Below are 24,357 nucleotides of genomic sequence, written 5' to 3'. Positions count from 1 at the left end.
GGCTGAAGCGGCCCGGTCAGACCGCGGCCGTGATCACCACTTCGATGCGCCATTCGGGCCGCGCCAGCTTGGCCTGCACCGTGGCGCGCGGCGGCGCCTGGCCCGGCACCTCGCCGATCCAGGCATCCCACACCTCGTTCATGCCCTCGAAATCGGCCAGATCGGCCAAGAAGATCTGCGCCATCAAGATGCGATCCTTGCCGCTGCCAGCCTGGGCCAACAGCCGGTCGATCGCCGCCAGCACCTGGGCCGTCTGGCCACGGATGTCCTGCGTGCCGTCCTCGGGCACCTGCCCGGCCAGGTAAACCGTGCCCTGGTGGACCGCCATCTCCGACAGACGCGCTCCGGGGTGAAAACGTTGCACCATGAGGGATCCTTCAGCGACGTGGACGCGACGAGCGCTGCGACGCCGAGGGCGGCGCCGCCTTCTGGCCGATGCGGCTCTCGGTGCCAGCGATCAATTTCTGAATGTTCGCACCGTGCCGCCACACCAGCAACAGGCTCATCAGCAGGATGGCGCCGGCCACGGGCCCGGTGCCCCAGATGAGCATCTGGTAGAACGGCGCAAACACCGCAGCAGTGATCGACGCCAGCGAGGCGTAGCGGAAAAAGACCGCGATGATGAGCCAGGTCAGCAAGGTGGCCAGCCCCAGCCAAGGATTGATGCCCAGCAACACCCCGGCCGCAGTGGCCACCCCCTTGCCGCCCTGAAAGCGGAAAAACAGCGGCCAAAGATGGCCCACGAAAGCGCCCACGCCGGCCAGCGCCGCGCTGCCTTCGCCCAGGCCGTGCTCAGGCCCGAACACCAGCACCAGCACCACGGGCACATAGCCTTTGAGGGCATCGAACACCAAGGTCAGGATGGCCGCGACTTTGTTGCCCGAACGCAGCACATTGGTGGCCCCGGGATTGCCCGAGCCATAGGTGCGCGGGTCGTGCAAACCCATGAGCCGGCTGATGATCACGGCAAATGACAGCGAGCCGAGCAAATAGCCCGCGACGATGGCGGCCAAGGCGTAGGCAGTCTCCATGGGGCGACAATCGTTGGAAAGTGTAAAAAGACTATTCTGCACTGGCGCAGCGCACCGGCCGAGCGCCCAGAGGCTCGACCAGCACCGCGGGCGCCAGCTCGACGAGGTAGCCGCGACGTCCGCCGTTGATGCAGATGCGCGGCAGCTCCAGGATGCTGGCTTGCACATACACCGGCATGGCCTTGCGCGTGCCAAAGGGCGAGGTGCCCCCCACCTTGTAGCCACTGTGACGCTCGGCCACCTCGGGCCGGCAGGGTTCCACCCGTTTGGCCCCGATCTCGCGGGCCAGGGCCTTGAGGCTGACTTGCCGGTCGCCATGCATCAGCACGATCAGCGGACGCGCCTCCTGGTCCTGCATCACCAGGGTCTTGATGATTCGATGCTCGTCCAGTCCGAGCTGGCGCGCCGACTCGGCCGTGCCGCCGTGCTCGACGTACTGGTAGACGTGTTCGACGAACGACACACCGTGACGGCGCAGCCATTGCGTGGCCGGCGTCTCACTGACATGCGGTGTTCGAGCCACGGGCGCCGCAGCTCACTGTGCCGGGTCACGCATGTCCCAGCGGATGCGGTCGATGGCTTCGAGCAGTTCGGGCGACAGCGCGGTGCCCCAGGCAGCCACGTCCTCTTCCAATTGCGCCACGCTGGTCACGCCGATGATGGTGCTGGTCACCTGCCACTTGGTGTAGCAAAACGCCAACGCCATCTGGGTGGGCGTCAGTCCATGCTCACGCGCCAGCGCGTTGTAGCGCCGAGCGGCCGCCAGCGCCTCGGGGCGGCCCCAACGCTGCCGACGCATCGACTCGAACTGCGCCAGCCGACCCGTGGCCCCGCCCGTCAGCCCCCCTTGGTCATATTTGCCGGTCAACAAACCGAAGGCCAGCGGCGAGTACGCCAGCAGGGAGATGCCATAGCGATACATCACCTCGTCCAAGCCGTTTTCGACCGAGCGGTTGACCAGACTGTAGGCGTTCTGCACGGTGGCCACACGCGGCAGGCCGTGCTGTTCGGCCACACGCACGAACTCGGCCACACCATAAGGCGTCTCGTTGGACAGCCCGACGGCCCGCACCTTGCCCTGGCGAACCAGGCGCCCCAAGGCATCGAGCTGCTCATGGATCGAGGACACGGGCCGGTCGCGCTGGGGATCGAAATACAGCGCCCCGAACATCGGCACGTTGCGCACCGGCCAGTGGATCTGATAGAGGTCGATCACATCGGTGCGCAAGCGCCGCAGGCTGTCGTCACAGGCTTGGACGATGTCTTGCGCCTTCAGATCGGCACTGCCCTGGCGGATCCAATCGTAGCCGCGCACCGGGCCGGCCACCTTGGTGGCCAGCACCACCCGCTCGCGCACACCAGGCCGCGAGGCGAACCAGCGGCCCAAGATGCACTCGGTCTGGCCGTAGCGTTCGGCCGAGGGTGGCACGGGGTACATCTCGGCCGTGTCGAGGAAGTTCAGCCCCAGCTCCAGCGCCCGATCGAGGATGCGGTGCGACGTGGCCTCATCGACCTGCTCGCCAAAGGTCATGGTGCCGAGACAGATGGGGGTGACTTGCAGGCCGCTTTGGCCCAGGCGACGTCGGGGAAGGGCAGCGTTCATCCCTCAAGTGTGCCAAAGCCCCGCTGGTCGTGCACGGGCGCCGCGCGTGGCCTCGCCGGCACCGGCCTCACAGCGGACCGGGCAGCAGCTTCAAACCCAGCCAAGCCACACTGATCACGGCGTTGACCGGCACGCTGATGGCCGAAGGCACGAAGAACAGCGCCGCCAGCATGGCCGTGCCGCCAGCCAGCTCGACCAGCGCCCCCAACACGAAGAAGACCAAGCCCAAAGTGGCCCAGCGGCGCAAGTAGGTCGGCAGCCAGCGCGCCTGTTCGCGGTTGTGACGCCAAGCGGCGGCACGTTCGAACACCGTCCCACGGCCTGCGTCGCGGAACAACCAGGCAAAAAACCAATAGCGATAAAGCAAGGTGCGAAACCGCAGGGCCGAAGGGGGGGCCGAAAAGGTCCGATCGTCCATTGCCATGCTCCGTGCCCGCTGCGCAAAGCATCGGCCTATGACCAGCGACCAATGACCAGCGCGCTGGACAAGATGGTGCGCCGAGCGCGGCGCCCTGTCCACACCCGCCCCCACCCGCGTCCCCGGAGCTGCCAAAGCCGTCACGGTCCATCACGAGAGTTGACGGCCCTCAGGACACGGCCTCACACCTTGTGGCACGATGGGGCATTGCAGCCACCGCATCACCCGCACCCCATGTCTGTCGAAGTCACGCACAACCCCGCTGCCCAGCGTTTCGAAGCCAGGCTGGACGGCCAGCTCAGCGTCGCGGACTACGAACTGCGCGACGGCATCATGCACATGACCCATACCGGCGTCCCGCCGGCGCTGCGCGGGCGCGGCATCGCGGCCCTGCTCGTGCAAGCCGCGCTGGACCATGCGCGCGCTCATGGGCTCAAAGTTCATCCGCTGTGTTCCTACGTGCGTTCCTACATGGAGCGCCACCCCGAAACACAGGTGCTGTGGGCGCGTTGAACCTCGCGCCGGCACGCACACGCCTTGACTTGCCGCGGGCCGGCCCGACCCGGCCTGCACCGTCGTGCCGGGTGAGCCGCCCTCGGCACGGCCCGAGGCCCCGACCCGTCCGAGCCCCCCGCGCGCGGCCGCTCAAGACGGTCCGTCGGCCCGCAGCGCTGCCGGCACCTCCCGCGGCCCGGGCTGCCAGCGCAGCAGCATGCGCTGCAACTGTTCGAGCGTGAAGGGCTTGCCCAGAAAATCATCCATGCCGACCGCTTGGCCGCGCTGGCGGATTTCCGGCTCGGGATTGCCGGTGACCGCAATGACCGGGGTGCGGGCACGCCCGAGCCGGCCTTCGATCTCACGCAGCTTCTGCGTCGCGGTCAGGCCATCCATGCCAGGCATTTGCACGTCCATCAGCACGAAGTCGAAAGTCTGTTCGGCAAAGCGGTGCAGCGCCTCGCGTCCATCGCCAGCCACCACGACAGCCAACCCCAGGCGCTCCAGCATGGCCTGGGTCATGACTTGGTTGACCGGGTTGTCGTCCACCAACAGCACTCGACCAGCCAAGGCCGACAGCGCAGCAGCTGGCGCCGCATGCGCCCCGGCCGGGGTGGCGCGTTCGCTTTGCCGACGCGCGTGCAACGCCCAACGCAGGCCATCGTACAAGGCATGCGGGCGCACCGGCTTGGACAACACGAACACCCCATCGAGCATGCCCATCGTGGTGTCGCTCGACACGCCGCGCATCAGCAGCACCGGCAAGCCCACCTCGCGGGCCATCTGCTCCAGACGGTCGTGCCCGCGCGCGCCCAGCAGCTTCTCATCGAGCAAGATGGCATTGACCCCCTGATCGCGCAGCGCGAGCAGCTCGGTCTGGGTGGGAGGCACGGGCTTGATGTCGTAGCTGACGCCAAACTCGCGCAAACCGGCCTCCACATGCTGCACCAGCCGCAGGTAGTTGGCCACCACCAGCACACGCAGCGGCACGCCCGGCGGCAGGCCGGCATGGGGCTGCTCGACATGATCGAGCGTGAGCTCCAGCGTGAAGACCGAGCCCTGGTGCAGCTGGCTGCGCACCGAGATCCGCCCCCCCATGAGCTGGACCAGCTCACGGCAAATGGCCAGGCCCAAGCCCGAGCCTGCCGGCCCACGCGCGGCGGCCTCCTCACTGCGCGGGAAGGCCTCGAACAGCCGAGGCAGCAGCTCGGGCGCGATGCCCACGCCGGTGTCTTGCACCTCGATCCGCAGCCGGGCTTGTCCCTGCGTCAGACCTTCGGGTTCGACCCCCACTTGGATGTGCACCCCACCCCGGGAGGTATAGCGCACGGCATTGGACACCAGGTGGCCCAGCACTTGGCGCAGCCGCGTGGGGTCCACCCTGACCACGGGGGGCACCTCGCTGGCCCACCCCAAGGTGAGCTCCAAGCCCTTTTCGTGAGCCAAAGCCGCATGCAACTCCAGTGCATCGAACACCAGCTCGCGCAAATCGGTGTCCACGGGCTCGAGCTCCATGCGCCCGGCTTCGATTTTGGTGTAGTCGAGCACATCGTTGACCAGGGCCATCAGCGTGTCCAGGCTCTGGCGTTGCAAGGCCACGATCTGCTGCTGGCGGGCATCGAGCGGGGTGCCGCGCAGCAATTCGATCGCCCCCAAAATGCCATTGATGGGCGTGCGGACCTCGTGGCTCATGTTGGCCAGGAAACGGGCCTTGACCTGCGAGGCGGCCAAGGCCTCGTCACGAGAGCGCCGCAACTCCCGCAAAGCCAGGGTGAGCTCACGTCGCAAGCCGCGGCGCAGGCCGAGGGCGTACAGCACGAAGCAGCCGAACAGCACCAGCGCAGCGGCGGCCCAGGCCCCAGCATCCAGGGCGCGCTGCGCCGGTGGGGTGGGCGACAAATCGGGCAGCCCCAAACTCTCCACGGCCCAGGGGGTCAGGACCAAGACCCCCAGGATGACCCCACCGAGCATCAGGCCCTCGCGTCGAGCGCCGGTCAGCATCCACATCATCGGTAGCAGGACCAACCACCACAGACTGGGTGCCGTCCAGCCCCCCATCAACCACGTGAGCGCCGTCAATGCCACGGCCAGCACGACCATCAGCACGGCAATGCTGCGCCGGATGCGCCCGGTGCGAACCGCATAGGCCGACACGCCCAGGGTGGCCGCCACGTAGAGCGCGGCCACTGCGACCAGCCCAGGCCGTTGCGACCACCAAAAGTAGGCGCACAGCCCCAGCGCGCCGGCCTGGCTGAGCGCCACGGTGAACCAGAACAGCCGCTCGCGCATGCGTGCTTCCAGCTGCGCCGGCTCGCGCACCTGTGGCCATCGCCGCGGCAGCGTGTCGGCCTGCGCCGCAGCAGTGTCGGGACGGACGGGCGACTGGGGCATGGACAGGCGGGCCGCAGGGATGAAGAATCGATCGACCACCAAGGCCAGGATTGGCACTCAGCTTACCCGAGCGCAGGCTGAATGTCCCAGTCGATGTCGCCGCCGAGCACCACCAGCCGCTCTTGCCAGCGCAGACCGATCGATACGGTGACGCACAAATGCGCGCCATGCACCGTCAGGTACGGCCGGGTGACCTGCACCCGCCCGATGTGGTCCAGCGCGCGGCGAAAGTAGGGCCGGCGCGCCCAGCGCGCGCCGCGGGCGTCGCGCAACGGTGCAAACTGGGCCGAACGCCTGGCTTCGAAATGCGGCGAGGTGACGTTGTGCCCGATCTGCAAGCCCTGCTCGTCGATCAGGTAGCACAGCTCGGCCCCAGGCAGGCGCAGGAATTCCTGGCAACACGCCTCCAGCGGCAGGCCGGCCTGCAACAAGGCGGCCGCATGGCCGATGGCATTCATGTACGGCGCCAAGCGCTCGCGCTCGGCACGCTTGTCGGCCTCGAAACGGGCATCGAAGCGCTGCCACACCGCATCGATCACCGGATGCGGCCATTGCGGCGGCTGCAGCACGGGCGCCGGAGGCGCGAACAGGTAGCCCTGCACGAAGTCCACATCGGCCTGCAGCGCCAGATATGCCTCGTCCAGGGTCTCGATGCCTTCCATCAACACCATGGCCCCACAAGCGTGCAACAGCGACACCATCTGCGTGGCGATGCGGCCGATGCGCGGCTCCATGGCCGCACGACGCACCAGGCTGCGGTCGAGTTTGACGATTTCAGGGCGGATGTGCCAAACCCGGTCGAAATTGGAGTGGCCCGCCCCGAAGTCGTCCAGCGCCAGCAAACAGCCCAGCTCCCGGGCCTCGGCCATCGCGGCCTCGAAGCTCTGGTCGCGTCGGACCATGTCCTCGGTCACTTCCAGCACGACCTGCGATGGTGGCAGTGCGAACCGATCCAGCATCGCGCGCATGTAGCGCTGCCCCCCCAACCCTGGGCCACGCACGAACACGGCCGGGTGGATGTTGAGGAACAGCCACGCCGGCTCAGGCCCGGCCTGGGCACTGAAATTGGCCACGTGCAGCAGCCGGCACAAACGGTCCAAGTGCACCAAATCGTCTGGTGACGTGGCAGCAGCCAGCACCGATGGCGGCGCCACGGCACGCCCCTGCGCATCCACCGCCCGGAGCAAGGCCTCGTGCCCGACGGCCCGGTGGTGAGACAGGCTGTAGATCGGCTGAAAATGGGAGTGCAGCTCGAAGCGGGCATGGCGGGCCGTCCAGCGTCCGTCCTGCACGCGCTGAACGGCGTTCAGCAGGGTCCGCATGGGCTCATCGGCCCGGTGGGCCGACGAAGAATCATGGGGCGACGAAGGGTCCACGGACGGCGGTACGACGCAGAAACCCTCTCATTGTGGCCGAGAAATCCACCGGCGGCGGGTTCGTCTTGCACCCATGGGCGCAAAGCTGTGCTACCGTGGCGCCCCTGCTGCGTCTGCCATCCCGGGCATCGCCACCATCGCTCGACATGAAAGGATCGCCATGATCACCACCACCAGCGGGCTGCAATACGAAGACACCGTCATCGGCCAAGGCGACGAGGCGCGGGTCGGCTGCAACGTCACGGTGCACTACACCGGCTGGCTCTCTCACGACGGCCAGCCAGGGGCCAAGTTCGACTCCAGCAAGGACCGCAACGCCCCCTTCGTCTTCCCTTTGGGCGCCGGCCTGGTGATTCGCGGCTGGGACGAGGGGGTGCAAGGCATGCGGGTCGGCGGCACGCGCCGCCTGCTCATTCCGCCGCAACTGGGCTACGGCGCCCGCGGCGCCGGCGGCGTGATCCCGCCGAACGCCACACTGCTGTTCGAGGTCGAACTGCTGGCCGTCTGACATGCCCGACATCGACTTCGAACTGCGCGGCGAGCACGTCGAACTGCACGCCCTGCTCAAGCTGGTGGGCGCGGCCGACAGCGGCGGCCAGGGCAAGGCCCTGGTGGCCGCCGGCCGCGTCGAGGTCGATGGGCAAGCCGAGACGCGCAAGGCCGCCAAGATCCGGGCTGGCCAGGTCGTCGCGATCGATGACCTGCGCATCCACGTGAAAGCTTCCGCCTGACCGACAGACGCCGACATGACCGAGTGGCAATGGATCTTCTCGGCCCTCAGTGCCGTGGTGCTGTTCCTCTTTGGTCTGTCGGGGTTCTCGCATGAGTTGATGACCGCCGGCGGGGAACGGCTGCGCGCGTGGCTGGGCCGTGCCACGGCCAACCGCTACGGCGCCGCCCTGCTCGGGGCGGGCTTCACGGCCTTCATCCAGTCGTCGTCGGCCGTCACATCGCTGGCCATTGCGCTGGTGGATGCCGGCGTGCTGGGTTTCCGTGGCGCTCTGGCCGTGCTGCTGGGTGCCAACGTCGGCACCACGGCCACGGCCTGGCTGGTGTCACTCAAGCTCACAGCCCTGGGCCCCGTCACCCTCACCCTGGGCGCCCTCGTCTCAGCCGCCGCCCCGGCACGCTGGAAACCTGCAGGCAAGGTGCTCTTCTACTTCGGCTTCGTGCTGTTCGCGCTCGACCTCATCGGTGTGGCGCTCGCGCCGCTGCGCAACACCCCGGCGGTGCTGGACGTGCTGGCTCAGGCGGGCAACCCCTGGGTCGGCGTCATGGCCGGCATCGTCATCACGGCGGTGCTGCAGAGCTCGTCGGTCACCACGGGCCTGGCCGTGGTGCTGGTGCAGCAGCAGGTGCTGACCCCCGAGGCGGCTGTCTACCTCGTCGTGGGATCGAACGTGGGCACCACGGTCACCGGCCTGATCGCTTCACTGTCGATGGGCTCACTGGCGCGCCACACGGCGGTCATCAACACCGGCTTCAAGCTGGCGGGCGCGCTGATGTTCGCGCCCGTGCTCGTGCTGTTCGCACAGACGGTGGTGGAGCATTCCCCCACGCCGGACATGGCCGTGGCCGTCGCCCACCTCGTCTTCAACGTGGTGAGCAGTGCGCTCTTCCTGATCCTGTTGCCGGCCTACGCGCCGCGACTGGAACGCTGGGCCCTGCCCTCAACTCGCTGATCCTCAGAGCATGGCTTGCATGAAAGCCACATCGAGCCAGCGGTCGAACTTGTAGCCGCCTTCGCGGATCACGCCGGCCAACTTGAATCCCAGCGACTCGTGCAGTTTCACCGACGCGGTGTTGGCCGCATCGACCACACCCACCATGCTGTGAAACCCCCGCTCGCGCGCATGCGCCATCACCGCTGGCAGCAACAGCTTGCCCAAGCCACGTCCACGCCAGTCGCGGTGGATATAGACCGAATGCTCGCAGGTGAAACGCCACCCCTCACGCGGGCGGAACAGCCCATAGTTGGCATAACCCACCACGGCGTCATCGTCGGTGACGGCCACGAAGAAGCGATAGCCTTCGGCGCGCTTGGCCAACCACTGCGCCACCTGTTCGTCCAGGGTGCGCTCGGCATACTGGTAGGTGGCGGTGCTGTGGCGCACCTCCTCGTTATAGATCTCGAGCACGGCCGGCATGTCGTCTTCGCGGGCAGCGCGCACGCTCACGCCAAAGCGCAGATCCCGCATCATGGTGATGCTGCTGTCCGGGCAGGCCCCCTGAAACTCGACGCTCGCGCGCACTGCGGGCGGCACCGCGGACGGCTCCACACGGCGAAAGCCCTGCTGCGCAAAGAAGCCTGCGGCCGTGGTGGTGCGCAGCACGGCCCACTGCGCGCCGCGCTGACGGGCCTGACGCAGCGCCGCGCGCACCATCTGCCCGCCCAGGCCCTGGTGACCGATGCGCGCCACCACCGAACGCAACAGCACGCCGTCGCCATGAAACTCCAAACCAACGCAGCCCATCAAGCCACTGGCATCTCGCGCGACGAGAAAGTCGGCCCCATGCTCGTCCACCCCCGCCAGGGGTAAGGCGTGCTCGCTCAGCATGGCCTTGATGGCCGGCAGGTCTTCGGGCCCGGCAGGGTGCAGAGGCAGGGCGTGTGGCAGCTCAGCGTGTGGCAACAAGGGCGGCTCCTCATGGACATCAAACCTCAGTATGCCGCCTCCGGCTACAATGCGCGCCTGTCATTGGGGAGTAGCCTCCCTCGTGCGCGACATCGACGCGCCCCCGAGGGTCCTGTGTCAACACACTTGCCCGTCTGTGGGCATGGCACAGGAAGTGGAGCGAACTTGGCGAGACCTTTGACCGTGCCTGCTTGCGTGCCGGGAGCAGGTACGGTCATGGGTATGAACGCCGGCCGGAATCCTTTGCCCCGTGGAAGCATTTTTCGTCTCGACCGGCATCGTCGCCCTGGCAGAAATGGGCGACAAAACGCAACTCCTGTCCCTGCTGTTGGCCGCCCGCTATCGGCGCCCCCTGCCGATCCTGCTGGGCATCTTCGTGGCCACCCTCGTCAACCATGCAGCAGCCGGTGCGCTGGGCGCCTGGATCACCTCGGCTGTGGGCGCCGACGTCATGCGCTGGGTGCTGGGCCTGTCCTTCATCGCCATGGCGATCTGGGTGCTCATTCCCGACAAGCTCGACGACGCCCAGGCGGCTCAGGGCCCGCGCTGGGGCGTCTTCGGGACCACGGCACTGGCGTTTTTCCTGGCCGAAATCGGCGACAAGACCCAAATCGCCACCGTGGCCCTGGCGGCGCAGTACGCCGCGTTCTTTGCCGTGGTGCTGGGCACCACGCTGGGCATGATGATCGCCAACGCGCCAGCGGTGCTGCTGGGCGAGCGGCTGACGCGGCGACTGCCGATCCGCCGCATCCATCAAGCCGCCGCGGTCTTGTTCGCCGCGCTGGGCGTGCTGATCCTCGGCGGATGGTCGGCCATGTGAAGCCGCAGCCTGGCCGATGGCTGAATGCCACCCGTACCAGGCAAGCGGCCGCGGCAAGGCTCACAAGCGGTATTCGAGCGCCAGATAGGCCGTGCGCGGGGCGCCGTAGATCGCGCCGTACTGCACGGTGCGCAAGTACTTCTCGTCGAACAGGTTGTTGACGTTCAGACGCAAGACCGCCCGCTCGGACAGCGCATAAGCCGCAAAGGCATCGACCACGGCATAGGCATCTTGGCGCACGCCGCCTTGCTTGTACACGTCCGACTGCCAGCGCAGACCGGCGCCCACGCGCAGCTGGGGCCATGCCGGCACGCGGGTGTCGGCCAGCAGCTTGAGCGTGCGTCGCGGCACCCATTCATACGTGTTGCCACCGTCCGGGCCGGTCAGCTTCAGCGCGGTAAAGCCTGCCGTCAGCCGCGTGTCCGCACTGACCCGGCCCGTGGCTTCGAGCTCCACGCCTCGGGACTTCACGTCACGCGGCTCGTAATAGGACTGCTGCGCGATCGGATCGAAACCCGCCTCGGTGGCCAGACCTTTCTGCTCGGCCTGGAAGACGGCCACGGTGGTGAGCAAGCGCCGGTTCAGCCATTCGCTCTTGAGGCCGGCCTCTAGGTTGACCCCCTTCATCGGGGCCAGATAGTTGCCGTTGATGTCACGCTGGTCTTGCGCCTGGAAGATGTCCGAATACGAGGCATAGGCCAGCGTGCTGGGCGTCAGGTCGTAGGTCAGGCCGGCGTACGGGCTGATCTTTTCGGTGGTTTCGTCATCCAGGTTGACGCCCCCGCCATAAATGGCCGAACCGTCGCGCACCAGCTTGATCGCGTTGAAGCCAACGATGCCCTTGAGCCGATCGGTCAGCGCCCAGCGGCTGGCGGCGTACAGCCGCGTGAGGTGTTGATCGCCATCGGCACTCAAGTTTTTCGCGCCCCACACCGGTTCTGGAAACACATCGCCCGGATAGGGAAAGGCCGGCAGGGTGGGAAAGGTCGCGCCGGAGTAGTAGTAAGCACGATGCGTGCGCTGTGAATGGCTCAGGCCCAAGATGGCTTCATGGCGACGGCCGAAGGCATCGAAGCGGCCCTTCAGATTCGTTTCGACGATGTGGCTCTCGGAGCTGCTTTCGCCGCGATACGGCCAGCCGAGCAGGCCGGTGTTGTCATCGTTCAGATAGCCGGTGAGCGTGTAGGCATAGAACAGCCGGGTGGATTCCTGGCCCCGGTTGTGGTTGTAGCTGGCCTTGAGCTCCCAATCGGGCGACAAGGCATGCACGTATTCCACGAAGGCATTGAGCGATTCGGTGTTCCAGCGCGTCCAGTCCTGTGAGGTGGAGGCCGAGACATCGAAATCGGCCTGCCGCCCGTCGGCATACCGCAAGGTCAGCGAGCCCCACATCGGCGAGCGCTGGCGTGCGTCACGATACGTCGTGCCCAGCGTGAGCACACCGTGGGGGCCGACCTGCCCCTCGACCACGGCGTACACGGTGCTGCGCCGATCGTGCAAGGCCCGCAGATAGGATTCCTTGTCTTCGTGGGCCACCACCAAGCGAGCCGCCCACATTCCGTCGCCGCCCAAGACCTTGTTGTAGTCCAGCGCCACGCGCTTGAAATCGTGCGAGCCCACCGAGGCCAGGGCCTGGCCGCCGTCCCGATTGGTGGGGCGCTTGCGCACGAAGTTGATGGTGCCCGAGGAATTGCCCACGCCGGTGAGCAAGCCATTGGCTCCCCGGATCACCTCGATTTTCTCGAACAAGAAGGTGTCGAGCTGCCCCACGACCAAGCCCCAGTCATTGCTCATGCCCTGGCCGTCGATCTGGGTGAGCATCACATCGAAGCCGCGTGCGTTGAAGCTGGTGCGGTTGGTTTCCCACTCGTCGACGTTGATGCCGGTGCCCAGGCGCAAGGCATCATTGCTGCTGCTGAGGCCGAAGTCGCTCAGCACGTCTTGCTCGATGGTGCTGATGGACTGCGGCGTTTCCTTGATCTCCAGCGGCAAATTGGTGGCCCCGGAGGAAACCCGGTTCTCGCGCCGCGCCGTGACGGTCACCGAGGGCAACGCTGCGGCAGCCTCGGTCGCGGTCGCCGCCTCGCTGGACGAGGACTGGACGGCTTGCGCCTGGACGCCTCCGGCCCCCCCCAGGCCGAGCACCACGAGCGCGGCGGCCAAGGCCGTGGGAGTCCTGCGCGACTGAGGCTGTATCGATGACATGAACCACTCTCCTCAAAAGAAACAACAACGAAGACCAGCCGGCCTGACCGCAGCGTGCTCGGATCGCCCGCGGGCCGATGCACTCTGGGAAGGGACGACAGGCACACCAAGGCCCGCCTCGACCCTGCATGAGCCACTCGGGCGGAACCATGGGCAACGACAATTAAATTACGAATGCGAATGATTCGTAATTTAATTGTAAACGAAATCGAGCCCCCAACGGACCCCACAGATCCGGTTCGGCAAAGGACTTCAGCGCGTCGTGCACGTTGGCCGCCGCGGCCGGGCGCATGCCGCGCCCCTGTGCCGCGTTGCGGCCGTGCTCAGGCCTGGGCCAGGCGACGATGCAGATGGTTCAACGCCGCATCGACTTGGTCGATGAGGATGAGGCACAGATCGCCTTCGCGCAGGTCTTCCAAGGCCGCATCGATGGCGGCGAACTCGCCACGGATCTCTTGCACCTCGCGAGCGCGGCTGGCGCCTTGGAGCCCCTCGCGCAACAAGGCCAGCACCTCGCCGTCGGCACGACCACGCTGGCATTGGTCTTGGTAGAGGATGACGCGGTCGAACGCCGCGCCCAGGATGCGCGTTTGCTGGCGGATGTCTTCATCGCGCCGGTCGCCCGCCCCACTGATCACCACGGTGCGACGCCGGCCCGGCATGGACTCCACGGCCCGCACCAGGGCCGCGATCGCATCGGGGTTGTGGCCGTAGTCGGCAATGACGGTGGCCCCGCGTACCGTGAAGACATTGAAGCGCCCCGGCGCGTTGTCCGCATCGTTCTCGAAGGTCAACAGCCCGGTGCGAATGGCGTCCCAGCTGGCCCCAGCCGCCCAGGCCGCAGCCACGGCCGCCATGGCATTTTCGACCTGGAAACCGATGGTGCCGTTGCGCGTGAGCGGCACTTCGGCCAGCGCAAAGCGGTGCTTGACGCCCGCTTGCTCGGCCACGATGTCGCCACGGTCGACATACACCACTCGGCGGCCCTGCACCCGGTGAGCGGCCATCACGGGATGGAAGCGGTCGGCCGCGAAGTAGGTGACGTCTCCGGGGCAGTTCTCGGCCATCGCGGCGACGATCGGATCGGCCGCATTGAGCACGGCCATGCCGGTGGGTGCGACATTTTGGACGATGACACGCTTGAGCACCGCCAGGTCCTCGACCGTGGTGATGTAGTTCAAGCCCAGGTGGTCGCCCAGGCCGATGTTGGTGACCACGGCCACCTGGCAGCGGTCGAAACCCAGCCCTTCACGCAAGATGCCACCACGCGCGGTCTCGAGCACCGCCGCGTCCACATCCGGGTGGGCCAGCACGTTGCGCGCGCTGCGCGGACCGCTGCAGTCGCCGGTGTCGATGCGCCGGCCTTGGATGTAAACGCCATCGGTGTTGGTCATGCCCACGCGCCAGCCATGCCGCGCCAAGAGATGGGCCGTCAGACGCACCACCGTGGTCTTGCCATTGGTGCCGGTGACGGCCACCACCGGGATGCGGCCGTCTTCGCCTGGCGCGAACATGGCATCGATGATGGCCTCCCCCACCGGGCGGCCCTTGCCGTACGACGGGCTCAAATGCATGCGCAGGCCCGGTGCGGCATTGACTTCCACCACGGCGCCGCCTTGCCACTCCAGCGGTTGCTGCAGGCTCTCGCACACCACGTCCACCCCGCAGATGTCCAGGCCGATCATGCGCGCCGCATCGACGGCGCGGGCCGCCACCTCGGGATGCACGTCGTCGGTCACGTCGGTGGCCGTCCCCCCGGTGCTGAGGTTGGCATTGTTGCGCAACACCACGCGCCGCCCCTTGGGCGGAATGTCATCGGGCCCAAAACCCTGCTGGGCCAGGCGGGCCAGGGCGATGTCATCGATGCGCATGCGCGTCAGCGGCGTGGCATGGCCATCGCCGCGCCTTGGGTCGGTGTTGGCCTGGTCCACCAACTCCCGAATGCTGTGCAGGCCGTCACCGATCACATGCGGCGGATCGCGCCGAGCAGCTGCCACCAATCGGTCGCCCACCACCAACAGACGGAAGTCGTAGCCGGGGATGAAACGCTCGACCAGCACGTCGTCGCTGATCGCGCGCGCCGCGTCATAGGCGATGCGCAAATGCTCGTCATCGACGATGTCGACCGTCACGCCCTTGCCCTGATTGCCATCACGCGGCTTGACCACCACCGGCCAGCCGATCTCGGCCGCAGCACGGCGCGCGTCCTCGAAATCCGTCACCGGTCGGCCCTGGGGCACCGGCACGCCAGCGGCCAGCAACAGCTCCTTGGTGAGCTCCTTGTCCTGGGCGATGGATTCGGCGATCGCCGAGGTGACATCCATCTCGGCCGCCTGGATGCGTCGCTGCTTGCTCCCCCACCCGAACTGCACCAGACTGCCTTCGGTGAGGCGGCGGTAAGGAATGCCACGCGCCACGGCAGCCTGCACGATGCTGCCGGTGCTGGGGCCCAGGCGCACGTCTTCGTCGAGATCGCGCAAGCGGGCCAAGGCATCGGCCAGATCGAAGGGCGTGTCCTGCACCGCGGCTTCGCACAGCGCCTGGGCCAATTCGAAGGCCAGACGGCCCACCGGCTCCTCGCTGTACTCGACCACCACCTGAAAAACCCGTTCCTCGGGGGTGGGCGTGGTGCGGCTGAAGGTCACCGGGCAGCCGGCCTGAGCCTGCAAGCCCAGCGCGGCGGCCGCCAGGGCATGAGCCATCGAGACCGCGCCGGTGTGGCCGGTGGCATGCAAGGCGCCGATTTCGGGGAAGCGGGCGCGCAGACGGGCCTCGAAGCCGGGCCGGGTCTGCAAGTCGAGCTCGTCGTCGCGCAGGATCACGACCGCCTCGATGGCGGTGCGGCGCGTCCAGAGGTTGGGGCCGCGCAGGGCCCGCAGGCGGGAAATGTCCATGGGCAAATCGTCTCGTTGCGTTCAGGCGGCAGGGACCAACACCGAGGTCTCGGCCGGCGCGGTGGCGTGGGCGATCACGGGCAGCGGCGGGGTGGCCAAGGGAGCCGATTGGGTGGCGAAGGTCTTGATGCCCGCGCGGATCACGTCGATCTCCATCCCCAAGCCCCAGGCGGCGGCCGAGGCGGCCATCACGGCGCCCAGCACGGCCTCGGGCTCATGGCCCTCGAGGACCGGCAGGCAACGCCATTCGATCAAGGGCGTCTCCTTCGCGCCGTGGGCCATCAGCACCCGCTGCCCCCGCAGGAAGACCGCCCGACGGCCGGCCGCCAAGTGCGTCTCGATCACTTCGCGCTGGCCATCACGGCCGTAGAAGATCACATCGCCATCGCACAGCGCAGCCATCTGTGCGGCCAGCAGATCATCCGCGTTGAGCACGGCCACGCCCTCGGGCAACACCACGTCCACCTGGGTGCGCAGCACGGTGTAGAGCTGCTCATCGTCATGGATATGGTAGTGGGCCAGCGACGCCGCACCGGCCACGCCAGTGACGATGCCCACGTGGCAACGGTCGTAGGCCAGACCTTCTTGCACGATGGTCTCGGGGCCGTTCTCGATCACAGCGGCATCGACCATGCGGTTCATCAGCACGCGCCGGCCCGCGGCCCACGTGGCGCGGTCGCCGGCCTCGACGCGGCGACGGTCGAAATACAGCCCCTCCCCACAGGCCAGCCCCACGTGGTGCCCGCCCAAATGGAGCAACCAGGCCACCAGACGAGAGGTCAGCGTGGTGCCTTGCGAGCCGCTGACGCCCACCACCGGGATGCGGCCGGTCTCGCCCGCAGGAAACAAATGATCGACGATGGCCTGCCCCACCGGGCGCGGCTCGCCCTCGGCCGGCTTCAGGTGCATCAGCAGTCCGGGGCCGGCGTTCACTTCCACGATGGCGCCACCTTGCTCGGCCAAGGGGCGGCCGATGTCCTGGGCAACCACGTCCACCCCTGCGATGTCCAAGCCCACCACTCGCGCGGCCAAGGCCACCATCTCGGCCACCTCCGGGTGCACACGATCGGTCACGTCGATGGCCAGATTGCCATTGCGCTGCACCCGCACCTTCTGGCCTTGCGGTGGCACGGAGTCGGCCGTGTAGCCTTGGCGGGCCAGCTCCAACACGTTGGCCGGCTCGTGCAGGCGCACGATGTCCAGCGGGTAGGCCTCGTCCTCGCCACGGCGCGGATCGCTGTTGACCTGGAGTTCGACCAATTGCGCCACCGTCGAATGGCCGTCGCCCGTGACCCAGGCGGCGTCCCCGCGCGAGGCAGCCACCACGCGGTTGCCCACCACCAACAAGCGGTGTTCGCCGCCAGGAATGTAGCGCTCGACCAGTACGCCACTGCCTTCGCGCGCGGCCACATGAAAGGCCGCTTCGATGTCTTCACGACGGCGCAGCTCGATGGAGATGCCGCGTCCATGGTTGGCATCCAAGGGCTTGACCACCACGGGCAAGCCGATGTCTTGGGCGGCCTCCCAAGCATCGGCCGGATCGCTCACTTCGCGGCCTTCGGGCACGCACACGCCGGCGGCGGCCAGCAAGCGGCGGGTGAGCTCCTTGTCGCTGGCGATGCTTTCGGCAATCGCCGAGGTGCGGTCGGTCTCGGCCGTCCAGATGCGACGCTGCGCCCGCCCGTAGCCAAGCTGCACCAGGTTGCCTTGGCTCAGGCGGATGGAAGGAATCCCACGCTCGGCGGCCGCATCGACGATGCAAGCCGTGCTCGGCCCCAGGCAACGGCGGTCGACCAGCTCGCGCAACCGGGCCACGGTGGCCGCCACGTCATACGGGCGATCCTCAATGGCCGCCATCACCAGGTCACGAGCGGCGACAATAGCGGCTCGGCCCACCTCTTCCTGTCGGGCGCGCACCACCACCTTGTAAACGCCTCGGGTGGCCGTGGAACGCGCCTTGCCGAAGCCGGTGGGCATGCCCGCCAGGTTCTGCAACTCGATGGCCACGTGCTCCATGATGTGGGCCGGCCATGTGCCTTCGCGCAGGCGCTGCAGGAAACCGCCCCGCTCGCCCACACCACAGCGGTGCTCGATCAGGCCGGGCAGCCAGGACGAGAGGCGTTCGTAGAAACCGGGCAGCGTGTTGGAGGGATGGTCCTCCAGCTCGCCGATGTCCACCCAGGCCTCGATCACCGGCCGGTAGGTCCAGAGATTGGGCCCACGCAGGTAGGCGATGCGTAGGAATTCGATACTTCTGTGACTCATGACTGACAACCTTCTATCCCAGTCCTGCCGCCCCTGCGGCGCTTGCATGTCAACCTCGGCAAGGGTTCGCGCGTGAGCTCTCCCAGGGCATCGCGCAACCATCGTGGCCGCCCAGACGCCCTGACCACTGCCCCGTCCGACGGGGTCCATGTTGTATCCATGAACTTGTCCGTCTCCCTCCCGACCGACCTGGCGGGCCGCCCTTGCGACCCCTGGCCGGATGACTTACGCCTTGCACTGGCTCCTGCCGAGAACGTTTTGGCCGCGCTGGAGGTTGACCTCGATGCGCAACTGCGGTTTGCCCCCCAGTGGCTGGTGCTGACCGACCGGCGCCTGCTGGCCCGCGAGCACCCGAAAGCCCCATGGCAAACATGGTCTTTGAGCCCGGTGCTGGAGCTGCGCCTGAGCGACCACGCCGGCGTGGCCCACTTGGCCTTGCACGACGCCCAGCGTCGGCTGGCCGTCTGGCATTTGACGCTTGGACGCCAGCCTGCCGCCCAGACCCTGGTGGAGCGTTTCCAGACGCAACAACGCCTGCTGCAAGGCGCGACGCCGCCCGAGCCGGCCCCCGATGCCGCTGCGGGCGATGGGCTGGAGGCGTCCGAAGCCGACCCCGAAGCGACCCCGCCGTCGACCTGGACCCTGCTGCGGCTGTGGCGCTTTGCCCGCCCCTACCGCGGCCAGTTGCTGGCCGGCTTTGCCCTGACCCTGGCCTCCACCGCCGCCACCTTGGTCCCGCCCTACCTGACCATGCCACTGATGGACCGGGTGCTGATCCCCTACCAAAGCGGCCAAGCCATCGACACCGCCCTGGTGGCCTGGCTGCTGGGCGGGCTGCTGCTGGCCGCCCTCGCCGCCTGGGGCTTGGGGTGGGCGCGCACTTACATTTTGGCCTTGGTGAGTGAACGCATCGGCGCAGACTTGCGCACCACCACCTACGAGCATCTGCTGAAGCTGTCGCTGGAGTACTTCGGCGGCAAGCGCACCGGCGACCTGATGGCACGCATCGGCAGCGAGACCGACCGCATCAATGTCTTTCTCTCGTTGCATCTGCTGGACTTTGCCACCGACGTGCTGATGATCGCCATGACTGCGGTCATCCTCTTTTCCATCAACCCCTGGCTGGCCTTGGTCACGCTGCTGCCCCTGCCGTTCATCGCCTGGATGATCCACGTGGTGCGCGAGCGGCTGCGCACCGGCTTCGAGAAAATCGACCGAGTCTGGGGCGAGGTCACCAACGTGCTGGCCGACACCATCCCGGGCATCCGCGTGGTCAAAGCCTTTGCGCAGGAAAGCCGCGAGGCCCGGCGCTTCCGCGAGGCCAACCGGCACAACCTGATGGTCAACGACCGGCTCAACCGGATATGGTCGCTGTTCACGCCCACGGTGTCGCTGCTCACCGAAATTGGCCTGCTGGTGGTGTGGGCCTTTGGCATCTGGCAGGTCTCGCGAGGCGACATCACCGTGGGCACGCTGACGGCCTTCCTGGCCTACATCGGCCGCTTCTACACCCGGCTCGACTCGATGAGCCGCATCGTCTCGGTCACCCAGAAAGCCGCTGCCGGGGCCAAGCGCATCTTCGACATCCTGGACCACGTCTCGTCCGTGCCCGAGCCGGCACAACCCGTGCCCCTGCCGGAAGTCCAAGGGCGCATTCAGCTGCAGGACGTGGGCTTCCGCTACGGCCACCGCCGCGTGATCCAGGGCCTCAACCTGGACATTCGGCCCGGCGAGATGATCGGCCTGGTGGGCCACAGCGGCTCGGGCAAAAGCACGCTGGTCAACCTGATCTGCCGGTTCTATGACGTCAGCGAAGGCGCCATCCGCGTGGACGGCATCGACATTCGCCAGCTGGCCGTGGCCGATTGGCGCCGCCACATCGGCCTGGTGCTGCAAGAGCCCTTTCTCTTCTTCGGCACCATCGCCGAGAACATCGCCTACGGCAAGCCCGGCGCCACGCGTGAGGAAATCATCGCAGCGGCCCGCGCCGCCCATGCGCACGAATTCATCCTGCGCCTGCCCCAAGGCTATGACTCCCTGGTGGGCGAGCGCGGCCAAGGTCTGTCCGGTGGCGAGCGCCAGCGCATCTCGATCGCCCGCGCGCTGCTGATCGACCCGCGCATCCTCATCCTCGATGAAGCCACTTCGGCCGTGGACACCGAAACAGAACAAGAAATCCAGAAAGCCCTGGACAACCTGGTGCGGGGCCGCACGACGATCGCCATCGCGCACCGGCTGTCCACCTTACGCAAAGCCGACCGCTTGGTGGTCATGGACCGCGGCGAAATCGTCGAGGTCGGCCCGCACGAAGAACTGATGGAGCGCCGCGGCGCGTATTGGCGCCTGTACGAGGCCCAAGCCCGCAACGTCGACAGCGAGGGCAGCCCGCCCGAGGCTTGGCGCGACCAACCCGCCCGCAGCGCCTGAAGGAAGCCCGTGCCATGACCCCATTTCAGCTGCACCGCAACCCGCACGGCCAGCTCGTCTGCACCGACGCCCAAGGACAAGTGCACGTGGGCGTCTTGCCCGTGCGTGCCTTTCCCATCACCGCACCCGATGAAGGCGTGTCGTTGGTCAGCCCCGAAGGCCATGAAGTCGTCTGGATCGAGCGGCTGTCGGATTTGCCCTCCCCCCTGCGTCGGCTGATCGAAGAAGAACTCGCCCAACGCGAGTTCATGCCCGAAATCACGCGCCTGGTGGCCGTCTCCAGCTTCGCCACCCCCAGCACTTGGGAGGTCGAAACCGACCGCGGCCGCACACAACTCGTGCTCAAAGGCGAGGAAGACATTCGTCGCTTGCCGGGCGGCCGCCTGTTGATCGCCGACCGCGACGGCGTGAGCTACTTGATCCGCGACCCGGCCGCACTGGATCGTGCCAGCCGCCGCCTGCTCGATCGCTTTCTCTGAAACGCCCCGCCCCCAAGGCGGGGGCGCGTCGTGTGGGCGCAGGCCAGCCCCTCCCCAGCGCGACCTCGCGCCGCCGCGCTACCATCGACACCGGCACCGATCGCGCACACACACCACGGATGATCCGACACACCCGCCTCCTGCTTTGGCGCACGCTGGCCGGCGTGTCGCTGCTGCTGGGGCTGGTGGGCGTGGTGCTTCCGCTGCTGCCCACCGTGCCCTTTCTGCTGTTGGCCGCCTGGGCCGGCGGACGCGGCTGGCCGAGCCTGGAGGCGCGGCTGCTGGCCCACCCCAGGCATGGCCCCGTGATCCGTCAATGGCGTGAGCGCGGCGCCGTGCCTCGCCGCGCCAAATGGCTGGCCACCGTGATGATGCTGGGCAGCGCCACCGTCCTCTGGTGGAGCCCGGTGGCGCCCTGGGTGCGCGGCACGGTCTACCTCCTCTTGCTCGCCGTGGCCCTGTGGCTGTGGCGCCGTCCCGAAGCCTGATCCAAGCTGCTCGATCCCCCACTGGGCAAGCACGGGCTTTCGAGTTAGAAACGGTGCATACCCACGACACTCGGGAGTGCGCCATGAAGATCTTGCTGCCTGTGGATGGTTCCGAGCTCTCGCTGTGGGCCGTCCGCCATGCCATCGCGCTGGCGCGCAGCGGCCTGCAAGCCCACTTCGTGCTGGCCAACGTGCAAGAGCCGCCCACGCTGTACGAAGTGGTCACGGCGCACGATGCCGAAGTGCTCGAAGGCATGGCCGCAAGCGCCGGCCGCCACGCCCTGGAAGCGGCCGAAACCCTGCTGCGCGAAGCCGGCCTGCCCTACGACCTGGACGTCGTCAGCGGCGCCCCAGCCCAAGCCATCATCGATCTGACCGAAACCCATGGCTGCCAAGCCATCGTGATGGGCGCCCGGGGCATCGGCACCCTGCGTGCCGGCCTGTTTGGCTCGGTCTCCCGTGCAGTGCTCGACCACTCCCCAGTGCCCGTCACGATCGTCAAACCGCCCGAGGCCGACACCGCCGCAGATACCGCCGGCGATGCTTCGGACGAAGCCGCTGGAAGCTGAGCGACGCGTGCCGACATGTGCATGACCCATCGGCTGGCCTGTCATCCGTCATGAACGCGATGACCGTCGGACCGGCATTCAACCCGTCTTCCGCTGGGGGCCACCCAGCGGCCGCAGATGCCCGGTGCACGATGGCTAAACAGCCGACGAACCACAACATCCGCCCTTGCCACGCGCTTGGATGGGCGGACACGGCACGGTACCGTAAGAGCAAAACACGCAGCAGTCCCCGGGCTTGGGTTTGAACACGGCATGGCACTGCTCGCATTCGTAGAACCACTGGCAAGCGTCGGTCGGCATGTTTTCAATCTTTGAGTGACCGCATTGCGGACACGTCAGCGTGGACTCCAAGATCACGTCGTTCACTTCGCTGGCCCTCTTGGCCGACTTGCACCGCACAGAAGCCGCGCTGCAGGACCGGGGGCGGCGTTGCTGCGCTGCCCGGGGCAAGCTGTGCTGCCCGCTGATGCAGGCCCTGCCGGAGGCCTGCCCGATGGTACCGTGGTCTGTTGCCATCCGGTAGGCGCTGACACGGCCGACGCTGCAACCGTTGGCTGCCATCGAGCTGCCAGCCCCTGCTGGCGGGCTGTTTCCATCACGGCGTGGAAATGTCGCCCGAGAAACCAAAGTTCCGCCATCGGCACAAAGGGCCCGGCGATCCTCTGAGCCCTGGGGTGTTGGTGGAGGACGGTTGACCACGTGCTGACTGGCCTACCGAGCTTGTGAACGCTGGCGTGGGCTGCTGCGGGTCAAGCGCCTAACAGGCGGCGAGCGAGCACGGATTGCATGTCACGACGTCCGTCAGCAATCAAGTAAATAATGACTTGGTTGCCTGTGACGCGATAGATCACGCGGTAGGGTTTGAAGAATGTCTGGCGGTATTCTTTGATCCCCAGGCCGACCAGTTCCTTCGGATAACTGCCGCGTTCCGGGAATTTCGATAGGCTCTCCACCACGCCCATCAACTCGTCCAATACATCGTTGGCGTTGGCCACACAGTCGAACTCGGAGATGTAGTCGTGGATGGCCTCCAGATCCTGCTCCGCCCCCTCAGTGAGCAGGACCTCGAACTTGGCTGATGTGCCTGCCATCAGACCGAGACTCGCTTGGCGCGGAGGCGGGCAACGACGTCAGCGACAGGCTTCACCTTGCCAGCGGCCACATCCTGATTACCCAACGCGAGGATCTTCAGCAAGGCCAGTGTTTCTTGCGTCTCCTCGAACGAAGCGACGTCCTGCAAGACAGCCTTGGCTTCGCCGTTTTGGGTGATCACCATCGGTTCACGCTGCTCCGCGAGGTGCGCCAGAACCTCGGCTGCGTTGGCTTTGAGATAGCTGATCGGCTTGATTCGCGACGAGTAGCGCATGGCCGTGCTCCATTTTTAAGCAGGACTTAATATAGTCTTTTTGTGGTCTTGCGGCAAGGCATGGAGGCGGTCCAGCGTCTCGCCTTCCTTGCCCACCACCTCGCCCAGCCAGCGGCGAATCTCCGGGCTGTTGACGTTGTCGTTGTACACCCAGCCTTCATTGCCGGTGTTGTACGGCGGGTCGATGTAGATGCACTTGACCTGGCCCGCATAGCACGGCAGCAGGGCTTTGAGGGCGTGCAGGTTGTCGCCCTGCACGATCAGGTTGCCCGAGTCTTTGCCGTGCGCCGGGCCGCAGGAGAGTTCCGGCACTGGCTCCAGCAGGCGGAAGGGTACTTCCTTGTGGTGTTTGACGACGGCTTCTTTGCCGATCCAGTGGAGTGTGGGCATTCAGACCATCCCTCGATTTCTTGCGCGGCGATGCCGGGTCAGCATCGCCGTGTTTCTCTTCATCCGCGCCCCCGGCGCGTACCCACTCATCCTCCTCGAACAGCTTGACCTTCCACAGCCGCCCGCCCCGGTGCGCCGGCAGGCCGCAGCGCTCGCGCCAGCGGTACACGGTGTCCTTGGCCACACCCAGGTGCTGGGCGACCTGCTCGACGGAAACCCACGGTTCAGTGGTGATGGCGTCCGCGCTTGCCCACTGCAAGCGCCTCGAGTGGATGAAACCGGGAGAAAGTCTATCAGCGGGAATCCGCGCAATTGCGCTCTCCACCGCGCTTGGCTTCGGGGCGGAACGGCGCATGAATCAGGGCACGGCTCACAGCTCGCGAACGAACTCACGGCAGGTGTCGGCTTCGGTGATCACTTCACCGCGCATGGCTGCCCCTTCAATGTTGGTTTGAGCCAAACGGGCAACTCAAGATGATCTTTGCCACGCAGCGTCCGAGCTTC

The 24,357-nt window shown here is 67.0% G+C and carries 24 protein-coding genes, 1 pseudogene and 1 riboswitch; of the genes and pseudogenes, 9 read left to right on the top strand and 16 right to left on the bottom strand.

The features are described from left to right. Positions 1-16 precede the first annotated feature (16 nt). From CTA01S_RS06860 to CTA01S_RS06840, 5 genes are all read right to left on the bottom strand, one after another. On the bottom strand, positions 17-367 hold the full coding sequence (locus CTA01S_RS06860) for a RidA family protein (RefSeq protein WP_019559896.1): 351 nt from the start codon (positions 365-367) through the stop codon (positions 17-19). 10 nt (positions 368-377) lie between these two features. Continuing rightward, positions 378-1,031: a glycerol-3-phosphate 1-O-acyltransferase PlsY gene (gene plsY / locus CTA01S_RS06855; RefSeq protein WP_062193678.1), complete on the bottom strand. Its 654-nt coding sequence runs from the start codon at positions 1,029-1,031 to the stop codon at positions 378-380. Between the two features lie 31 nt (positions 1,032-1,062). Beyond that, positions 1,063-1,554 carry a Cys-tRNA(Pro) deacylase gene (ybaK, locus tag CTA01S_RS06850; protein WP_062193675.1) on the bottom strand — a complete coding sequence of 164 codons (492 nt, stop codon included), beginning with the start codon at positions 1,552-1,554 and terminating at the stop codon, positions 1,063-1,065. 12 nt (positions 1,555-1,566) lie between these two features. Further along, entirely contained in the window at positions 1,567-2,634 is a 1,068-nt protein-coding gene (locus CTA01S_RS06845; RefSeq protein ID WP_062193671.1) for an aldo/keto reductase, read from the bottom strand. A 67-nt stretch (positions 2,635-2,701) separates the two neighbouring features. Beyond that, positions 2,702-3,052, bottom strand: a complete 351-nt coding sequence (locus CTA01S_RS06840) for a hypothetical protein (RefSeq protein ID WP_062193667.1) — start codon at positions 3,050-3,052, stop codon at positions 2,702-2,704. Between the two features lie 234 nt (positions 3,053-3,286). Between CTA01S_RS06840 and CTA01S_RS06835 the strand changes: the two genes are divergently transcribed. After that, positions 3,287-3,565: a GNAT family N-acetyltransferase gene (locus CTA01S_RS06835; protein ID WP_019559891.1), complete on the top strand. Its 279-nt coding sequence runs from the start codon at positions 3,287-3,289 to the stop codon at positions 3,563-3,565. 132 nt (positions 3,566-3,697) lie between these two features. Here the strand turns inward: CTA01S_RS06835 and CTA01S_RS06830 are convergent, their stop codons facing one another. Together CTA01S_RS06830 and CTA01S_RS06825 are read right to left on the bottom strand one after the other, a co-directional pair. Next, positions 3,698-5,995 carry a response regulator gene (locus CTA01S_RS06830; RefSeq protein WP_062193662.1) on the bottom strand — a complete coding sequence of 766 codons (2,298 nt, stop codon included), beginning with the start codon at positions 5,993-5,995 and terminating at the stop codon, positions 3,698-3,700. 5 nt (positions 5,996-6,000) lie between these two features. Then, positions 6,001-7,260 carry a sensor domain-containing phosphodiesterase gene (locus CTA01S_RS06825; protein WP_062193658.1) on the bottom strand — a complete coding sequence of 420 codons (1,260 nt, stop codon included), beginning with the start codon at positions 7,258-7,260 and terminating at the stop codon, positions 6,001-6,003. Between the two features lie 214 nt (positions 7,261-7,474). Here CTA01S_RS06825 and CTA01S_RS06820 point away from each other — a divergent pair, with 214 nt between their 5' ends. From CTA01S_RS06820 to CTA01S_RS06810, 3 genes are read left to right on the top strand one after another with little or no spacing between them, the layout of a single operon-like run. Beyond that, on the top strand, positions 7,475-7,822 hold the full coding sequence (locus CTA01S_RS06820; protein WP_062193653.1) for an FKBP-type peptidyl-prolyl cis-trans isomerase: 348 nt from the start codon (positions 7,475-7,477) through the stop codon (positions 7,820-7,822). Position 7,823: 1 nt separating this feature from the next. Beyond that, positions 7,824-8,045 (top strand): RNA-binding S4 domain-containing protein, encoded by a 222-nt coding sequence (locus tag CTA01S_RS06815; RefSeq protein WP_062193650.1) that lies wholly within the window; start codon positions 7,824-7,826, stop codon positions 8,043-8,045. Positions 8,046-8,060: 15 nt separating this feature from the next. Then, complete coding sequence (locus tag CTA01S_RS06810; protein ID WP_062193645.1) at positions 8,061-8,996, top strand: Na/Pi cotransporter family protein; 936 nt, start codon at positions 8,061-8,063, stop codon at positions 8,994-8,996. Positions 8,997-8,999: 3 nt separating this feature from the next. Here CTA01S_RS06810 and CTA01S_RS16410 read toward each other — a convergent pair whose 3' ends face one another. Then, positions 9,000-9,950, bottom strand: coding sequence for a GNAT family N-acetyltransferase (locus CTA01S_RS16410; RefSeq protein WP_084362335.1), 951 nt, complete (start codon positions 9,948-9,950; stop codon positions 9,000-9,002). Positions 9,951-10,003: 53 nt separating this feature from the next. Next, a riboswitch (yybP-ykoY riboswitch) is annotated at positions 10,004-10,195 on the top strand. Between the two features lie 5 nt (positions 10,196-10,200). Here CTA01S_RS16410 and CTA01S_RS06800 point away from each other — a divergent pair. Then, complete coding sequence (locus CTA01S_RS06800) at positions 10,201-10,770, top strand: TMEM165/GDT1 family protein (protein WP_062193640.1); 570 nt, start codon at positions 10,201-10,203, stop codon at positions 10,768-10,770. A gap of 60 nt (positions 10,771-10,830) precedes the next feature. Here CTA01S_RS06800 and CTA01S_RS06795 read toward each other — a convergent pair whose 3' ends face one another. The 3 genes from CTA01S_RS06795 to CTA01S_RS06785 form a co-directional block, all read right to left on the bottom strand. Then, positions 10,831-12,975, bottom strand: a complete 2,145-nt coding sequence (locus CTA01S_RS06795; RefSeq protein ID WP_232301011.1) for a TonB-dependent siderophore receptor — start codon at positions 12,973-12,975, stop codon at positions 10,831-10,833. A gap of 323 nt (positions 12,976-13,298) precedes the next feature. Continuing rightward, a complete protein-coding gene (cphA, locus tag CTA01S_RS06790) occupies positions 13,299-15,869 on the bottom strand; it encodes a cyanophycin synthetase (protein ID WP_019559883.1) in 2,571 nt (856 codons plus the stop codon). 21 nt (positions 15,870-15,890) lie between these two features. Next, positions 15,891-18,134 carry a cyanophycin synthetase gene (locus CTA01S_RS06785; protein WP_198150805.1) on the bottom strand — a complete coding sequence of 748 codons (2,244 nt, stop codon included), beginning with the start codon at positions 18,132-18,134 and terminating at the stop codon, positions 15,891-15,893. A gap of 159 nt (positions 18,135-18,293) precedes the next feature. Between CTA01S_RS06785 and CTA01S_RS06780 the strand changes: the two genes are divergently transcribed. The 4 genes from CTA01S_RS06780 to CTA01S_RS06765 all read left to right on the top strand — a co-directional run bounded on the left by CTA01S_RS06780 (position 18,294) and on the right by CTA01S_RS06765 (position 22,097). Then, entirely contained in the window at positions 18,294-20,561 is a 2,268-nt protein-coding gene (locus CTA01S_RS06780; protein ID WP_232301010.1) for a cyanophycin metabolism-associated ABC transporter, read from the top strand. A 14-nt stretch (positions 20,562-20,575) separates the two neighbouring features. Then, the gene (locus CTA01S_RS06775) at positions 20,576-21,040 is read left to right on the top strand and encodes a cyanophycin metabolism-associated DUF1854 family protein (protein ID WP_019559880.1); all 465 of its coding nucleotides are present in this window, start codon (positions 20,576-20,578) and stop codon (positions 21,038-21,040) included. Positions 21,041-21,159: 119 nt separating this feature from the next. Next, on the top strand, positions 21,160-21,528 hold the full coding sequence (locus CTA01S_RS06770) for a YbaN family protein (protein WP_062193632.1): 369 nt from the start codon (positions 21,160-21,162) through the stop codon (positions 21,526-21,528). An 83-nt stretch (positions 21,529-21,611) separates the two neighbouring features. Then, a complete protein-coding gene (locus CTA01S_RS06765) occupies positions 21,612-22,097 on the top strand; it encodes a universal stress protein (protein ID WP_019559878.1) in 486 nt (161 codons plus the stop codon). Between the two features lie 135 nt (positions 22,098-22,232). Here CTA01S_RS06765 and CTA01S_RS16885 read toward each other — a convergent pair whose 3' ends face one another. From CTA01S_RS16885 to CTA01S_RS16400, 5 genes and pseudogenes are all read right to left on the bottom strand, one after another. Next, positions 22,233-22,463: a GDCCVxC domain-containing (seleno)protein gene (locus CTA01S_RS16885; protein ID WP_084362351.1), complete on the bottom strand. Its 231-nt coding sequence runs from the start codon at positions 22,461-22,463 to the stop codon at positions 22,233-22,235. A gap of 383 nt (positions 22,464-22,846) precedes the next feature. Beyond that, positions 22,847-23,188, bottom strand: coding sequence for a type II toxin-antitoxin system RelE/ParE family toxin (locus CTA01S_RS06755; RefSeq protein ID WP_062193625.1), 342 nt, complete (start codon positions 23,186-23,188; stop codon positions 22,847-22,849). After that, positions 23,188-23,463: a type II toxin-antitoxin system Phd/YefM family antitoxin gene (locus CTA01S_RS06750; RefSeq protein WP_062193622.1), complete on the bottom strand. Its 276-nt coding sequence runs from the start codon at positions 23,461-23,463 to the stop codon at positions 23,188-23,190. Before CTA01S_RS06750 ends, CTA01S_RS06755 begins: the two co-directional genes overlap by 1 nt. A gap of 15 nt (positions 23,464-23,478) precedes the next feature. Then, the gene (locus CTA01S_RS06745; RefSeq protein ID WP_062193618.1) at positions 23,479-23,853 is read right to left on the bottom strand and encodes a hypothetical protein; all 375 of its coding nucleotides are present in this window, start codon (positions 23,851-23,853) and stop codon (positions 23,479-23,481) included. Between the two features lie 37 nt (positions 23,854-23,890). Next, a pseudogene (locus CTA01S_RS16400) lies at positions 23,891-24,088 on the bottom strand (helix-turn-helix domain-containing protein); the annotation flags it as partial. Positions 24,089-24,357: the final 269 nt, after the last annotated feature.

Origin of the sequence: Caldimonas taiwanensis NBRC 104434 (assembly GCF_001592165.1) — a bacterium.
GTDB lineage: Bacteria > Pseudomonadota > Gammaproteobacteria > Burkholderiales > Burkholderiaceae_C > Caldimonas > Caldimonas manganoxidans.
This window is presented reverse-complemented; position numbering and strand designations above follow the sequence as displayed.

Bases quoted from the DNA above. Each gene is read 5' to 3' on its own strand.
- CTA01S_RS06750 (WP_062193622.1), bottom strand. From the start codon at position 23,463: ATGCGCTACTCGTCGCGAATCAAGCCGATCAGCTATCTCAAAGCCAAC.
- CTA01S_RS06765 (WP_019559878.1), top strand. From the start codon at position 21,612: ATGAAGATCTTGCTGCCTGTGGATGGTTCCGAGCTCTCGCTGTGGGCC.
- CTA01S_RS06745 (WP_062193618.1), bottom strand. From the start codon at position 23,853: ATGCCCACACTCCACTGGATCGGCAAAGAAGCCGTCGTCAAACACCAC.
- CTA01S_RS06835 (WP_019559891.1), top strand. From the start codon at position 3,287: ATGTCTGTCGAAGTCACGCACAACCCCGCTGCCCAGCGTTTCGAAGCC.
- cphA (WP_019559883.1), bottom strand. From the start codon at position 15,869: ATGGACATTTCCCGCCTGCGGGCCCTGCGCGGCCCCAACCTCTGGACG.
- CTA01S_RS06820 (WP_062193653.1), top strand. From the start codon at position 7,475: ATGATCACCACCACCAGCGGGCTGCAATACGAAGACACCGTCATCGGC.
- CTA01S_RS06775 (WP_019559880.1), top strand. From the start codon at position 20,576: ATGACCCCATTTCAGCTGCACCGCAACCCGCACGGCCAGCTCGTCTGC.
- CTA01S_RS06815 (WP_062193650.1), top strand. From the start codon at position 7,824: ATGCCCGACATCGACTTCGAACTGCGCGGCGAGCACGTCGAACTGCAC.
- CTA01S_RS06785 (WP_198150805.1), bottom strand. From the start codon at position 18,134: ATGAGTCACAGAAGTATCGAATTCCTACGCATCGCCTACCTGCGTGGG.
- CTA01S_RS06860 (WP_019559896.1), bottom strand. From the start codon at position 367: ATGGTGCAACGTTTTCACCCCGGAGCGCGTCTGTCGGAGATGGCGGTC.
- plsY (WP_062193678.1), bottom strand. From the start codon at position 1,031: ATGGAGACTGCCTACGCCTTGGCCGCCATCGTCGCGGGCTATTTGCTC.
- CTA01S_RS06795 (WP_232301011.1), bottom strand. From the start codon at position 12,975: ATGTCATCGATACAGCCTCAGTCGCGCAGGACTCCCACGGCCTTGGCC.
- CTA01S_RS06840 (WP_062193667.1), bottom strand. From the start codon at position 3,052: ATGGACGATCGGACCTTTTCGGCCCCCCCTTCGGCCCTGCGGTTTCGC.
- CTA01S_RS06780 (WP_232301010.1), top strand. From the start codon at position 18,294: ATGAACTTGTCCGTCTCCCTCCCGACCGACCTGGCGGGCCGCCCTTGC.
- CTA01S_RS06845 (WP_062193671.1), bottom strand. From the start codon at position 2,634: ATGAACGCTGCCCTTCCCCGACGTCGCCTGGGCCAAAGCGGCCTGCAA.
- CTA01S_RS06755 (WP_062193625.1), bottom strand. From the start codon at position 23,188: ATGGCAGGCACATCAGCCAAGTTCGAGGTCCTGCTCACTGAGGGGGCG.
- CTA01S_RS06770 (WP_062193632.1), top strand. From the start codon at position 21,160: ATGATCCGACACACCCGCCTCCTGCTTTGGCGCACGCTGGCCGGCGTG.
- CTA01S_RS06810 (WP_062193645.1), top strand. From the start codon at position 8,061: ATGACCGAGTGGCAATGGATCTTCTCGGCCCTCAGTGCCGTGGTGCTG.
- CTA01S_RS06825 (WP_062193658.1), bottom strand. From the start codon at position 7,260: ATGCGGACCCTGCTGAACGCCGTTCAGCGCGTGCAGGACGGACGCTGG.